This window comes from Paracoccus tibetensis (assembly GCF_900102505.1).
GTDB classification, from domain to species: domain Bacteria; phylum Pseudomonadota; class Alphaproteobacteria; order Rhodobacterales; family Rhodobacteraceae; genus Paracoccus; species Paracoccus tibetensis.
Map to the genome: position 1 here is coordinate 147,737 of NZ_FMVT01000008.1, position 13,239 is coordinate 160,975.

The 13,239-nt window shown below is 69.0% G+C and carries 11 protein-coding genes; 6 read left to right on the top strand and 5 right to left on the bottom strand.

Features of this window, described 5'->3' with window-relative positions:
- Positions 1–30 precede the first annotated feature (30 nt).
- Together BLP73_RS12680 and BLP73_RS12685 are read left to right on the top strand one after the other, a co-directional pair.
- Complete coding sequence (locus BLP73_RS12680; protein ID WP_090745074.1) at positions 31–639, top strand: TRAP transporter small permease subunit; 609 nt, start codon at positions 31–33, stop codon at positions 637–639.
- The gene (locus tag BLP73_RS12685; RefSeq protein WP_090745077.1) at positions 636–2,498 is read left to right on the top strand and encodes a TRAP transporter large permease; all 1,863 of its coding nucleotides are present in this window, start codon (positions 636–638) and stop codon (positions 2,496–2,498) included. Before BLP73_RS12680 ends, BLP73_RS12685 begins: the two co-directional genes overlap by 4 nt.
- 101 nt (positions 2,499–2,599) lie before the next feature.
- On the opposite strand, the gene BLP73_RS12690 is transcribed toward BLP73_RS12685, so the two are convergent.
- Entirely contained in the window at positions 2,600–3,715 is a 1,116-nt protein-coding gene (locus BLP73_RS12690) for a TRAP transporter substrate-binding protein (protein ID WP_090745286.1), read from the bottom strand.
- Positions 3,716–3,929: 214 nt separating this feature from the next.
- On the opposite strand from BLP73_RS12690, the gene BLP73_RS19060 reads away from it, so the two are divergent.
- Complete coding sequence (locus BLP73_RS19060) at positions 3,930–5,369, top strand: aminotransferase-like domain-containing protein (protein ID WP_175453353.1); 1,440 nt, start codon at positions 3,930–3,932, stop codon at positions 5,367–5,369.
- Positions 5,370–5,450: 81 nt separating this feature from the next.
- Here BLP73_RS19060 and eno read toward each other — a convergent pair whose 3' ends face one another.
- The 3 genes from eno to BLP73_RS12720 all read right to left on the bottom strand — a co-directional run bounded on the left by eno (position 5,451) and on the right by BLP73_RS12720 (position 8,929).
- Positions 5,451–6,725 carry a phosphopyruvate hydratase gene (gene eno, locus BLP73_RS12710; RefSeq protein WP_090745086.1) on the bottom strand — a complete coding sequence of 425 codons (1,275 nt, stop codon included), beginning with the start codon at positions 6,723–6,725 and terminating at the stop codon, positions 5,451–5,453.
- Between the two features lie 61 nt (positions 6,726–6,786).
- Complete coding sequence (locus BLP73_RS12715; RefSeq protein ID WP_090745090.1) at positions 6,787–7,467, bottom strand: endonuclease/exonuclease/phosphatase family protein; 681 nt, start codon at positions 7,465–7,467, stop codon at positions 6,787–6,789.
- Between the two features lie 67 nt (positions 7,468–7,534).
- A complete protein-coding gene (locus tag BLP73_RS12720; RefSeq protein ID WP_090745093.1) occupies positions 7,535–8,929 on the bottom strand; it encodes a protein adenylyltransferase SelO in 1,395 nt (464 codons plus the stop codon).
- Positions 8,930–9,048: 119 nt separating this feature from the next.
- On the opposite strand from BLP73_RS12720, the gene obgE reads away from it, so the two are divergent.
- From obgE to BLP73_RS12735, 3 genes are all read left to right on the top strand, one after another.
- Entirely contained in the window at positions 9,049–10,080 is a 1,032-nt protein-coding gene (gene obgE / locus BLP73_RS12725) for a GTPase ObgE (protein ID WP_090745096.1), read from the top strand.
- Positions 10,068–11,183, top strand: a complete 1,116-nt coding sequence (gene proB / locus BLP73_RS12730) for a glutamate 5-kinase (RefSeq protein ID WP_090745099.1) — start codon at positions 10,068–10,070, stop codon at positions 11,181–11,183. The genes obgE and proB overlap by 13 nt, the downstream gene beginning before the upstream one ends.
- A 134-nt stretch (positions 11,184–11,317) precedes the next feature.
- Positions 11,318–12,250, top strand: a complete 933-nt coding sequence (locus BLP73_RS12735) for a glycosyltransferase family 2 protein (RefSeq protein WP_090745102.1) — start codon at positions 11,318–11,320, stop codon at positions 12,248–12,250.
- 37 nt (positions 12,251–12,287) lie between these two features.
- On the opposite strand, the gene BLP73_RS12740 is transcribed toward BLP73_RS12735, so the two are convergent.
- Positions 12,288–13,178 (bottom strand): 1-acyl-sn-glycerol-3-phosphate acyltransferase, encoded by an 891-nt coding sequence (locus BLP73_RS12740; RefSeq protein ID WP_090745106.1) that lies wholly within the window; start codon positions 13,176–13,178, stop codon positions 12,288–12,290.
- Positions 13,179–13,239: the final 61 nt, after the last annotated feature.

Here is a 13,239-nt window from a genome sequence, read left to right on the forward strand (position 1 = left end):
GACGCCCGCGCCTATGGGGAGGACATCAGCATGAACGGGCTCTTGGCCCTGTCGCGCGGGATCGACCGCGTTACAACCGTGATCGGGCGCTCGGTGGCGTGGCTCATCCTGCTGGCGATCTTCGTCAGCGCGATCAACGCCGTCGTTCGCAAGGTCTTTTCCATGTCCTCGAACGCCTGGCTCGAGCTGCAGTGGTATCTCTACGGCGGCGCCTTCATGCTGGCGGCCGCCTGGACCCTGCTCGAGAACGAGCACATCCGCATCGACATCATCTACGGCCGCTGGTCGCGCCGCGCGCAGCACTGGATCGACGTGCTCGGCACGGTGCTGTTCCTGCTGCCCTTCACCGCCATCATGATCTGGCTGGTCCACCCCTCGCTGATGCGCTCGTGGCGCGCGGGCGAGATCTCGATGAACGCGGGCGGGCTGATCATCTGGCCGGCCAAGGCCGTGCTGCTGGCGGGCTTCATCCTGCTCTTCGTGCAGGGCATCTCGGAGCTGATCAAGAAGATCGCCGTGATGCGCGGCCTGATCGAGGACCCCCATGCCAATACCGAAGGCTCGCTGAAGGAAGCCGAGCTGATGACCGCCGGGATGCATGACGAGCGGATCGACCAGAACCCGGAGAGCCGCCCGTGATCGACCTGATTGCCCACAACCTTGCGCCCATCATGTTCTTCTCGATGGTCGCCTTCCTGCTCTTCGGCTATCCCATCGCCTTCGCCCTGGCCGCGAACGGGCTGCTGTTCTTCTTCTTCGGCGTCTTCCTGACGCCGCTCTCGGACCAGGTGAACCTCGGCTGGAACCTGCTGCAGGCGCTGTCCGACCGGGTCTTCGGCGTGATGCGGAACGACACGCTGCTGGCGATTCCCTTCTTCACCTTCATGGGCATCGTGCTGGAACGCTCGCGCATGGCCGAGGACCTTCTGGACACGATCGGCCAGCTCTTCGGCACGATCCGCGGGGGCCTTGCCTATGCCGTGGTGCTGGTCGGCGCGCTGCTGGCGGCGACGACGGGCGTCGTGGCGGCCTCGGTCATCTCGATGGGGCTGATCTCGCTGCCGATCATGATGCGCTACGGCTATGACAAGCGGCTGGCGGCGGGGGTCATCACGGCCTCGGGGACGCTGGCGCAGATCATCCCGCCCTCGCTCGTGCTGATCGTGCTGGCCGACCAGCTGGGCCGGTCCGTGGGCGACATGTACAAGGCCGCGATGGTGCCCGCGCTGGCGCTGACCGGGGTCTACATCGTCTACGTGCTGATCATCTCGATCTTCCGCCCGAAGGCCATGCCGGCCCTGCCGCCCGAGGCGCGCCCGCTCGGCTCGCCCGGCTGGTCGCTGCTGGGGGCGCTGGTCGTGGCTGTGGCCATCTACTGGCTGTCCGAGCGCTGGCTGGCCGGCCATGTCGGCGGCGATTCCGGCATCTGGGCCGCGGCGCTGACGGTCGTCGTCATGCTGGTCCTCGCGACGCTGGACCGGGGGCTCGGCACGAACCTTCTCTCGCCGATGACGCGGCAGGTGATCATCGTGATGATCCCGCCGCTGGCGCTGGTCTTCCTGGTGCTGGGCACGATCTTCCTCGGGATCGCCACCCCGACCGAGGGCGGGGCGATGGGCGCCGTTGGCGCGCTGATCCTGGCGGGCATGAAGCGGCGGCTGAACATGGGCGTGCTGAACCAGGCGCTGCTGGCGACGGTGAAGCTGTCCTCGTTCGTCATGTTCATCCTGATCGGCGCCACGGTCTTCTCGCTGACCTACTATTCGATCAACGGCCATATCTGGGTGCGCGACCTACTGGTGGCGCTGCCGGGCGGGGAATACGGCTTCCTGATCGCCGTCTGCGCGATCATCTTCTTCCTGGCCTTCTTCCTCGACTTCTTCGAGCTGGCCTTCGTCATCGTGCCGCTGCTGATCCCGGCCGCCAACGCGCTTGGCATCGACCTGGTGTGGTTCGGGGTGATCCTGGCGGTGACGATGCAGACCTCGTTCCTGACCCCGCCGGTGGGCTTCGCGCTCTTCTACCTGCGCTCGGTCGCGCCGAAGAAGTCCTATCTCGACAAGGTCACGGGACGGCGGATGGAGGCGGTCAGCACCGTCGACATCTATCGCGGCGCGGTGCCCTTCGTGGGGCTACAGATCCTGATGATCGCCGCGGTGATCGCCTTTCCGCAGATGGTCATGCACTATCGCGGCCCGGTCGTGGACACGTCGAACATCCGCATCGAGATCCCGATGGGCGGCGGCGGCATGGGCGGCGGGCTCGGTGGCGGCCTGGGCGGCGGCCTGGGCGGTGGTCTCGGAGGCGGCCTCGGCGGTGGACTTGGGGGCGGGCTTGGTGCCCCCTCGGGCCAGCAGCCGGCACCCGCCCCGGCGCCGACCGCGCCCGCTGACGCACCGGCACCTGCACCCGAGGCTGGCGTGGCCCCGCAACCGGCGCCTTCGGGCGGCATGGGCCTCGGCTTCGGCGGCCCGCCGCCGGGTCTGGGCGGCAACTGACAGGCAAGGGGTCGCGCAAGCGGCCCCTTTCTTCTTCCAGGCACGGCACGAAAAAGCCGCCGCGGCAAGACCGCGGCGGCTTCGTTCATTCGGCGGCCGGATCAGGCCTTGGTCAGCCCGCCATTGCGCTGCTGGATCATCATGAACGTGTCGAAGGTGTATTCGGCCGTCTGCTGATAGAGGAACCAGTCGTCGCGGAAGGCGAGCATCGCCTCGTATTGCGTCTTGAAGTCCTCGTTCTCGTTCGACAGCTCGGCATAGACCTCCTGCGCCGCGGTGAAGGCGGCGGTCAGGATCTCCTCGCTGAACGAGCGCAGCTGCGCGCCTTGGCCGACCAGCGACTTCAGCGCGGTCGGGTTCAGGTGGTCGTATTTGGCCAGCATGTTCTGGTCCACGGCCTGCGCGGCGGTGCGGAACAGCGACTTGTAGTTCTCGGGCAGGCTGTCCCACTGGCCCTTGTTCACGAAGAAGCTGACCGTCGGGCCGCCTTCCCAGAAGCCGGGGTAGTAGTAGTAGGGCGCGACCTTGTGGAAGCCCAGCTTCTCGTCGTCATAGGGGCCGACCCATTCCGCCGCGTCGATCGTCCCGCGCTCGAGCGAGGGGTAGATGTCGCCGCCGGCGATCTGCTGCGGCACGACGCCAAGACGCTCGACCACGCGGCCGGCGAGGCCCGAGATGCGCAGCTTCAGGCCCTGCAGGTCCTGCAGGCTGTTGATCTCGTTGCGGTACCAGCCGCCCATCTGGACGCCGGTGTTGCCGCCCGGATAGCTGACCAGGTCGTATTTCTCGAGGAACGTGTTGTAGTTCTCGACCCCGCCGCCATGGTAGTTGTAGGCCGCCTTGGCCCGCGCCGAGAAGGTGAAGGGCAGGTCGGCGCCGCAGGCGAAGGCCGGGTCCTTGCCCCAGTTGTAATAGCCGACCGAGTGGCTGCACTCGACCGTGCCGTCGGTCGTCGCGTTGATCGCGTCAAGGCCGGGAACGATCTCGCCGGCCGAGAAGACCTGGATGTTGAACCGGCCGTCGGTCGCCTCGTTCAGGCGCGTCGACAGCTCCTCGGCGCCGCCATAGATCGTGTCGAGCGACTTGGGGAACGACGAGGCCAGGCGCCAGCTGATCTGGGGCGCTTCCTGCGCGATGGCCGGGGCGGCCAGGACCGTGCCGGCAGCAGCAGCCGCGCCGCCGACCGAGGCGCGGGTCAGAAAGGACCGGCGGTCCAGGGACGTCTTCTTCATGGATACTCCTCCTCCGGGGGCAGTTGGACCTGCCCGCTGGAAGGGGAGTTTAGCCGGGGCGCTCATCCTGTCCACTGGCATCCTCGCGAGGTCCGCGCATTTTGCGCCTTCCCTTGCGTCACCTTCCGTTCATGACGTGCAAGTCCCTGATTGTAGGTCATGTGACAGGCGCATAATCTTCCGGGCGACGGGGCAGGTGATGCGGGCGATGGCAGCGGCAGGGGACGATCCGGAGACATGGCGGCCGGACCTTTCGGCGCATGAGGGGCCGAAATTCCGGGCGCTGGCGGGGGCGCTGCGCGAGGCGGCGCGCTCGGGCGTGCTGGCGCCGGGCACGCGCCTGCCGCCGATGCGCGATCTGGCCTGGCGGCTCGGCGTGACCACGGGAACGGTGGCGCGGGCCTACCAGGCCGCCGCCGCCGAAGGCGTGATCGAAAGCCATGTCGGCCGCGGCAGCTTCATCGCCCCGCCGCGCCCGCGCCAGCCGGCGCTGCAACCGCTGCTCTACGAGGCGGCCGACGGCGCGGGCGCGCCCGGCATTGCCGATCTGCGCGTGCCGCGCCTGCCCGATTGCGGACAGGCCGCGGTCATCGGCCGGCACATGGCGGCGCTGGCCGGGGCGCTGGAGGCGGACATCCTCGACTACACCCCCCTCAGCCGCGACCTGCGCTGCCGCAGCGCGGTGCTCGGCTGGATGGGCAGGCGCGACTTCGGCCCCTTGGCCGAGCCCGACCTCGTGCTGACCCATGGCGGCCAGCACGCGATCACGCTGGTGATGTCCCTGACGCTCGGCGCGCAGCCGGCGCCGGTGATGGTCGAGGCGCTGACCTATCCCGGCATGCGCCACGCCGCCCAGCTGATGCGGACCGAGGCCGTGCCGGTGGCGCTGGACGGGCAGGGGATGCGGCCGGACGATCTGGACCGGGTGGCCCGCGCCAGCGGCGCGCGGCTGGTCTGCTTGACCCCCTCGGCCCAGAACCCGACGCTGGCCGCCATGGATGCCGCCCGCCGCGCCGAGATCGTCGCGGTCGCCCGGCGCCACGACCTGCAGATCCTCGAGGACGAATGCTATGCGCCGCCCCCCGACGCCGCCGCCCCGCCCAGCCTGCGGGCGCTGGCGCCCGAGCGGGTCTGGCATGTGGCCAGCCTGTCGAAGATCATCGCCGCCGGCCTGCGCTTCGGCATGCTGCTCTCCCCCGAGGGGATGGGCAAGGCCGGCCGCATCGCCGCCCAGCACAGCCTCATGGGCCTGTCGCAGCCGGTCACGGGGCTGGTGACGCGGCTTCTCGACAGCGGTGACGCGGCCGCCATCGCCGCAGACGTTCAGACAAAGGTCGAGGCGCGCCTGACCCTCGCCCGCGCCGCCCTCGCGCCGCTGGAGCCGGCCTGGCAGACGGGCGTGCCCATCCTGTGGCTGCCGCTCCCCGCGCCTTGGCCGGCCCGCGACTTCGCCGCCCGCGCCGCGCTGTCAGGCGTGGTGGTGCGACCCGCGTCTGAGTTTCTCGCCGCGCCGGGTGAGCCCGCGCCCGAGGCCGTGCGCATCGCCCTCGACTGCCGGATGCCCGAGGCGCAGCTCGAGGCATCCCTCAGGCTGCTGGCGCAACTGGCCCTCGGCCCACCGCCAAAAGCCTCCGGCTGACCCATCTTCTGTGCAAAAACATCCCGCGGGGGGTCCGGGGGGCGCGAAGCCCCCCGGCCGGCGCGGGACGCAGACCGGCGCTTACCGCAGGATGCTGCGCCCGGCATATTCCGCCGTCGCGCCCAGCATTTCCTCGATCCGGATCAGCTGGTTGTACTTCGCCAGCCGGTCCGAGCGCGCCAGCGAGCCGGTCTTGATCTGGCCGCAATTCGTCGCCACGGCGAGATCGGCGATGGTCGCGTCCTCGGTCTCGCCCGAGCGGTGCGACATCACCGAGGTGAAGCCGGCGCGGTCAGCCATCCGCACCGCGTCCAGCGTCTCCGACAGGGTGCCGATCTGGTTCACCTTGACCAGCAGGCTGTTGCCGCAGCCCTGCGCGATCCCCTGCGCCAGGCGCGCGGGGTTGGTCACGAACAGGTCGTCGCCCACCAGCTGCACCCGGCTGCCGAGCTTGTCGGTCAGCAGCTTCCAGCCGTCCCAGTCATCCTCGGCGCAGCCATCCTCGATCGACAGGATCGGGTAGGCGTCACAGAGCGCGGCCAGGTAGTCCACGTTCTCGGCCGGCGACAGCGACTTGCCCTCGCCCACCATCTCGTAGCTGCCGCCCTTGAAGTACTCGGTCGAGGCGCAGTCGAGCGCCAGCATGATGTCCTCGCCCGGGCGATAGCCGGCCTTCTCGATGGCCTTCAGGATGAAGTCCAGCGCGTCGCGGGTGCTGGAGAGGTTCGGCGCGAAGCCGCCCTCGTCGCCGATCCCGGTCGAAAGGCCCGCCGCCGACAGCTCCTTCTTCAGCGTGTGGAAGATCTCGGACCCCATGCGGACGGCTTCGCGGATGTTCTCCGCCGCGACCGGCATGATCATGAATTCCTGGATGTCGATCGGGTTGTCGGCATGCTCGCCGCCATTGATGATGTTCATCATCGGCACCGGCAGGATGCGCGCGGCCGTGCCGCCGACATAGCGGTAGAGCGGCTGGCTGGTCGCCTCGGCCGCGGCCTTGGCCACCGCCAGCGACACGCCGAGGATCGCGTTCGCGCCAAGCCGGCCCTTGTTGGGCGTGCCGTCCAGCTCGATCATCATGGCGTCGATGGCGCGCTGCTCGGTCGCGTCCTCGCCGATCAGCGCCTCGGCCAGCTCGCCGTTGACGGCGGCCACCGCTTCCAGAACGCCCTTGCCCATGTAGCGGGACTTGTCGCCGTCGCGTTTCTCGACCGCCTCATGCGCGCCGGTCGAGGCGCCCGAGGGCACGGCGGCGCGGCCCATCGTGCCGTCTTCCAGCGTCACGTCGACCTCGACGGTGGGATTGCCGCGGCTGTCGAGGATCTCGCGGGCGAAGATGTCGATGATGGCAGTCATGAAGGCGCCTCCGGTTATGTGTCGGCGCCTTCTTAGCGGGGGCAGGACAGACCCGCAACGATCACGGCAGCTTGATGCGCGCCCAGATCGGCAGGTGGTCCGAGGCGTCCCGCGCCCCCGCGCCCGTGAAGACCCCGCAGTCCAGAAGGTCGAGATTGGTGGACATCGCCATTCGGTCCAGCCGCAGCTGCGGCAGCGGCGCCGGATAGGACGGCCCCGGCGCGATGACGCGGAAACCCGCCAGCGACTCCAGCCCGCGGTCGTCGCGCCACTCGTTGAAGTCGCCCAGCATGACGATGTGATCCTCGGCGATGCGCGAGGCCTGCGCAGTGATCCGCGCCAGCTGCGCCCGCCGCGACGAGCGCGCCAACCCCAGATGAACCCCGATGATCGTCAGGCCCGGCAGGCGCAGCGCCACGGCCCCCCGCGGCTCCAGCCCCGGCAGGGGCAGGCGGCGCAGGCTTGCCTGCTCGGCCAAGTGCGGGCGCATGAGGATGGTCTGGCCGTGCCAGCCGAGGCTGCTCTCCGTCGTCCCGTTCATCCTGGCGGGCACCAGCCCCGTCTCGGCCTGGATCAGCTTCCTCGGCAGCGCCTCGGGCCGGACGCCGTAACGGAAATCGACCTCCTGCAGGGCGATCACGTCGGGGTCCAGCGCCCGGATCACGGCGAGGTTCCGCTCGGGCGCGTGAGGGCCGGTGAGACCCCGGCACTTGTGCAGGTTGTAGCTGGCGAGTTTCAGCATCGTCCTTCGGTCGGCCGTTGTCGGATCGGTTCTAGAGCCATGTTGTTAACAACAACCTGACAGCGGATCAGGTCCCGCAGAAGGTCTGGTGCACGATTTCCTGAACCAGCGGCGCGTTGGACAACTCGTCCCACGCTGCCCGCGCCTCGAACGGATGCACGAGCGCCTCGTTGAGCCGCCTGAAGGGCGCCAGATCGCCCGTGACCGCGGCCTGGATGGCCTGCTCAATGCGGTGGTTGCGCGGGATGCGCCGGGGGTTCGTCCGCGCCATCAGGCCCATGTCGGGGCTCAGGGCGTGCCAGTCCGCGGCCCAGGCATCGAAGGCGGCGCGGTCGGTGAATTCGTCCCGGGCCGTCCCCTCCGTCAGCCCCCGGAAGGTGCGGGTGAAATCGGCCCGCTGCTCGGCCATCATGGTCAGAAGCCGCTCGATCAGCGGCCGGTTGGGCGCGCCCTCGATCCCCAGCTTCTCGCCGAAGCGCCTGAGCCAGGCCGCCTGGTAGAGCGGCGCGAAGCGGTGGACCGCCTCGGTCGCGGCCTCGACGGCGGCTTCCTCCTCGCCCATCAGCGGGATGAGGCAGGTGGCGAACTGCGCAAGGTTCCACACGGCGATCTGCGGCTGGTTCGCCCAGGCATAGCGCCCCTGCCTGTCGATCGAGGAGAACACCGTTGCCGGGTGATAGGCGTCCATGAACGCGCAGGGGCCGTAATCGATGGTCTCGCCCGAGATCGCCATGTTGTCCGTGTTCATCACCCCGTGGATGAAGCCAAGCGCCATCCAGGCAGCAATCGTCTCGGCCTGGCGCGCCACCACCTGCTCCAGCAGCGCCAGCGGTCCGTCGGCATCCGGGTAGTGCCGCGCGATGACATGATCCGTCAGCGCCTGCAGCGCCGCCTTGTCATCGCGCACGGCAAAGTACTGGAAGGTGCCGACGCGGATATGGCTGGCGGCGATGCGGGTCAGCACCGCGCCCGGCAGGCCGCTTTCGCGGTAGACCGTCTCGCCCGTCGCGACGGCTGCCAAGGCGCGCGTCGTCGGCACGCCCATCGCCGCCATGAACTCGCTGACGAGATACTCCCGCAGCACCGGCCCGACCCAGGCCCGCCCGTCGCCCCGGCGCGAGAAGGGTGTCTGGCCCGCTCCCTTCAGCTGGATGTCGAAGCGCCCGCCCGGCGCGCGCACCTCGCCCAGCAGCACCGCGCGCCCGTCGCCCAGCTGCGGGACGAAGCCGCCGAACTGGTGGCCGGCATAGGCCTGCGCGATGGGCTCGGCCCCCTCGGGCAGCGCGTTGCCGGCCAGCACCGCCACGCCCTCGTCCGAACCCAGCCAGCCAGCGTCCAGCCCCAGCTCGGCCGCCAGTTCCGCGTTCAGCGCCAGAAGCTCGGGCGCGGGCGCAGGGGTCGGGGCCACGCGGGCGAAGAACCCCTGCGGCAGGCGGGCGTAGCTGTTGTCGAACTGGAACATCGCGGGTCTCCTTTGCCTTCTAGATAGGCGCCGCGCCCGCCATTGCCACCCCGCCCGGCCGTCCAGGGCCTTGCACGGACAGGCGCAAGGGCGTATCGGCTGGCCGAAAGGAGCCTGCCATGAAGTTTCTCGACCTCGCCAAAGTCTATATCCGCTCGGGCGGCGGCGGCGCGGGCTCCGTGTCCTTCCGACGCGAGAAGTTCATCGAGTATGGCGGCCCCGACGGCGGCGACGGCGGGCGCGGGGGCGATGTCTGGGCCGAAGCGGTCGAGGGGCTGAACACCCTGATCGACTTCCGCTACCAGCAGCATTTCTTCGCCAAGTCCGGCCAGCACGGCATGGGCAGCCAGATGACCGGCAAGTCGGGCGACGACATCACCCTGCGCGTCCCCGTCGGTACCGAGATCCTGGACGAGGACGAGGAGACCGTGATCGCCGACCTGACCGAGGTCGGCCAGCGCGTCCTTCTGGCCAAGGGCGGCAACGGGGGCTGGGGCAACCTGCATTTCAAGTCCTCGACCAACCGCTCGCCGCGGAACGCCAACCCGGGGCAGGAGGGGATCGAGCGCACCATCTGGCTGCGCCTGAAGCTGATCGCCGATGCCGGCCTCGTGGGCCTGCCGAACGCGGGCAAGTCAACCTTCCTGGCCGCCGTCTCGAACGCCCGGCCCAAGATCGCGGACTATCCCTTCACCACGCTGCACCCGAACCTCGGGGTCGTGGGCGTGGACGGGCGCGAGTTCGTCATGGCCGACATCCCGGGCCTGATCGAGGGCGCCAGCGACGGCAGGGGCCTTGGCGACCAGTTCCTCGGCCATGTCGAGCGCAGCAACGTGCTGCTGCACCTCGTCGACGGCACCTCCGAGACGCTGGCCGAGGATGCGCGCACCATCCTGACCGAGCTGGAGGCCTATTCCCCCGTGCTCATGGCCAAGCCCCGCGTTACCGCGCTGAACAAGATCGACGCCCTCGGCGACGAGGAACTGGCCGAACGCCGCGCGGCGCTCGAGGCCGAGCTGGGCCATCCGGTCCTGCTGATGTCGGGCGTCGCGAAGACCGGCGTGACCGAGGTGCTGCGCGCCCTTTGGACCCAGATCGAACCCTCGCGCGCGCCGAAGCCCGAAAGCCCCGAAGGGACATGGCAGCCGTGAGCGCGCCGCGGCTGGACGCGGCCCGCCGGCTGGTCGTCAAGATCGGCTCGGCTCTGCTGGTCGGGCCCGAGGGGCTGAAGACCGACTGGCTGCGCGGCCTTTGCGACGACGTGGCCGCATGGCGGGCGCGCGGGGCGGATGTGGTGCTGGTCTCCTCCGGCTCCATCGCCCTCGGCCGGCGGGTGCTGAACCTGCCCGCGGGCGCCCTGCCGCTGGAACAGGCCCAGGCCGCCGCCGCCGTCGGCCAGATCCGCCTCGCCCGCGCCTACGAGGAGGCGCTGGCCCCCCATGGCGTCACCACCGCGCAGGTCCTCCTGACGCTGGAGGACAGCGCCGACCGCCGCCGCTATCTCAACAGCCGCGCGACGATGCAGACGCTGCTGTCCCTCGGCACCGTGCCCATCGTGAACGAGAACGACACGGTGGCGACGGATGAGATCCGCTTCGGCGACAACGACCGCCTTGCCGCCCAGATCGCGGTCACCTGCGGCGCCGACCAGCTCTTGCTGCTCTCGGACGTGGACGGGCTCTACACGGCGAACCCCAAGACCGACCCCACCGCCCGCCACCTGCCGGTCATCGAGGCGATCACGCCCGAGATCGAGGCAATGGGCGGCGATCCCGTCTCGGGCCTCTCCAAGGGCGGGATGAAGACCAAGCTCATGGCCGCCCGCACCGCCATCGCCGGCGGCTGCGCCATGGCCATCGCGGAAGGCTCGGTGCTGCGCCCCCTGACGGCCGTGGCCACCGGCGCCCGCGCCAGCTGGTTCCTGCCCGAGACCGACCCCCAGCAGGCGCGCAAACGCTGGATCGCCGCCATGAAGCCGCGCGGCATCCTCTCCATCGACGCCGGCGCCGCCGCCGCCCTCGCCTCGGGCAAGTCGCTCCTTCCCGCCGGCGTCACCGCGGTCGCGGGCGAGTTCGGCCGCGGCGAGCCCGTCGCCATCGCCGGCCCCGCAGGCGAAACCCTCGGCTGCGGCCTTTCGCGCTACACCGCCGACGAGGCGCGCCGCATCAAGGGCCAGCGCAGCGGCCAGATCGAGGCGATCCTCGGCTATCCCGGCCGCGCCGCCCTGATCCACCGAGACGATATGGCGCTCTGATCTACCGCGCCCCTCGTCTGCCTCGTTCACGTGCAATGAGTGCATGCCGTTCATCACGGCATCAGTGTGAAGTTGGTGGCGCGGGACCGATCTGCTAATTTTGGACATGCGACGACTCGGCCTTGGGACGTCCTATGCCGCTTGTTCTTGTTCGAGTTCCAACGTTCCGACGGCCCCACCTGCTGACGCGCGCGATCGCGTGTCTTCAGGCGCAGACCCATGAGGATTGGGTCTGCGAGGTTCGCGACGACTGCCCCGAGCAAAGCGCGCGCCTTGTGGTCGACGAATTGGCCGACCCGCGCATTCGATACATCCACAACAAGCCGCAGAAGTTTCTGATCAGGAACCTTGATGACTGCTTCAGATGCGACAACCCCTATGGGGCGGACTTCTTCTTTCTTCTGGAAGATGACAACCAGGTTCGTCCGCAGTTCATGCAGCGCGGGATCGAGATCCTCGCGCAGATGGGCCTGTCGATCTGTCAGCTGGATCAACTGGTCGATTATGTGGATCAGGGAAGGCTGAGCGAGAAGGGCCTGCTTGCTCACCGGCTTGAGAACCGCGTCTACCAGCCTGTGGAATTCCGCCTTTCCCTCTTCGGTGGTATCGGGATCTCGAACGGCGCGGTATTCTGGTCAAAGAACATCAAGCGCGAGCTGTCGTTCGGCGTCGACACCATCCCCGCACTGGATGAATTCATCAGGACGTGCATGGTGTCCGAGCCGATCTACATCTCGCACGAACCGCTCGCCATCTGGAGATGGGACGAGCAAGGAACGACCAGGAACAATGGGCTGAAAGCAGGTCGTCTCAAGCGGGAACTAGACCTTCATGCGTCGCTTCGTCATCTCCGCCGCGATCTCTGGAGGCGCACCCCCGAGTGTCTGCGGCGCGAGTTTCTCGCTGGAGGCGTGGTGAAAACGCCCATGAGGGATCGGTTCAACGCAATAAGGAAAGCCGGTCTGCCAATCAAGCCGCTCCCACCGCTGCGGTGGAAAGAAGCCGCGAAGTACATGGCAGGAACCTGCCTTGGCCGCGTGCATCCGTCAGTCACCGATCTGGTGTAGCCTGATCAGGGAAGTCTGCCCGCTCGGCACCATTGATTCAGCCGTCCGCAGGCCGCTTGGCGGCCAGCTTCGCCCGCACCATGGCGCCGACTCCGTGCGGACGAGGGACCCGCACCTGATCGGCCGGCGCCGGCAGCGACAGGACCCGCTCGCGCAGCATGCCGATCGCTTCCTCGCTGCTGCGGGGAAGTTCGGACGCCGGGACGGGCGCGCCGATGGTGATGCGATAGGGCTGGTCGCGCTTGTTCAGGACCTCGTTGAACAGCGTCACGTCGCGCAGCGTCGGGTGGATGCGGTCGAAGAGGTAGAAGAGCGCCGAGTTCCGCGCCCGGATGCGCAGCGGGATCACCGGCAGGTCGAACTTGCGCGCGATCATCGCCGCGCTGGCCATCCAGGGCCGCTCGTGCAGCCGCAGCCAGCGCCGCTTGGCCAGCCGGCCGGAGGGGAAGATCAGCCCGATCTTGCCCGCTTCCAGCGCCATGCGGGTATAGTCCATCGTCGCCTTGGTCTTCGTGTGGCTGCGCTTCTCGTGGCGCCACTCGACCGGGGCGATCACCTCGATCATCTGGGGCAGCACGCGCACCATGTCGTGGTTGGCATAGATGAAGAGATCCGGGCGCCGCTGCGAGATGGCCGCATGCAGGAAGATGCCGTCCGCGATGCCGGTCGGGTGGTTCGCGACGATCAGCGCCGGGCCGCTGGCCGGGATGTTCTCCAGCCCCTCGACCTGCAGGTCGCGGACGATCAGGTCGGTCATGTGGCGGAAGATCTGCTCGGGCGGCATGTCGCAGAACCCGGCGCCCAGCTCGATCGTCTGCGGGTAGCGCAGAAGGCGCATCATCGCGTGCCAGGCCAGCCGGTGATGCGGGCGGGGGGAATAGAGCCAGGGCGCCCGTTCGGCGATCAGCGGGTCCAGCCGCGCCTGCATATCTGCCTTGCGATCCGCAGCATCCGACACGTCAGCCCTCCCCGGCGCGGCGACCGTGCAA

Coding starts and splice junctions, on each gene's coding strand:
- BLP73_RS12735 (WP_090745102.1), top strand. CDS start 11,318: ATGCCGCTTGTTCTTGTTCGAGTTCCAACGTTCCGACGGCCCCACCTG.
- BLP73_RS12715 (WP_090745090.1), bottom strand. CDS start 7,467: ATGCTGAAACTCGCCAGCTACAACCTGCACAAGTGCCGGGGTCTCACC.
- eno (WP_090745086.1), bottom strand. CDS start 6,725: ATGACTGCCATCATCGACATCTTCGCCCGCGAGATCCTCGACAGCCGC.
- BLP73_RS19060 (WP_175453353.1), top strand. CDS start 3,930: ATGCGGGCGATGGCAGCGGCAGGGGACGATCCGGAGACATGGCGGCCG.
- obgE (WP_090745096.1), top strand. CDS start 9,049: ATGAAGTTTCTCGACCTCGCCAAAGTCTATATCCGCTCGGGCGGCGGC.
- BLP73_RS12720 (WP_090745093.1), bottom strand. CDS start 8,929: ATGTTCCAGTTCGACAACAGCTACGCCCGCCTGCCGCAGGGGTTCTTC.
- proB (WP_090745099.1), top strand. CDS start 10,068: ATGGCAGCCGTGAGCGCGCCGCGGCTGGACGCGGCCCGCCGGCTGGTC.
- BLP73_RS12740 (WP_090745106.1), bottom strand. CDS start 13,178: ATGCAGGCGCGGCTGGACCCGCTGATCGCCGAACGGGCGCCCTGGCTC.
- BLP73_RS12680 (WP_090745074.1), top strand. CDS start 31: ATGAACGGGCTCTTGGCCCTGTCGCGCGGGATCGACCGCGTTACAACC.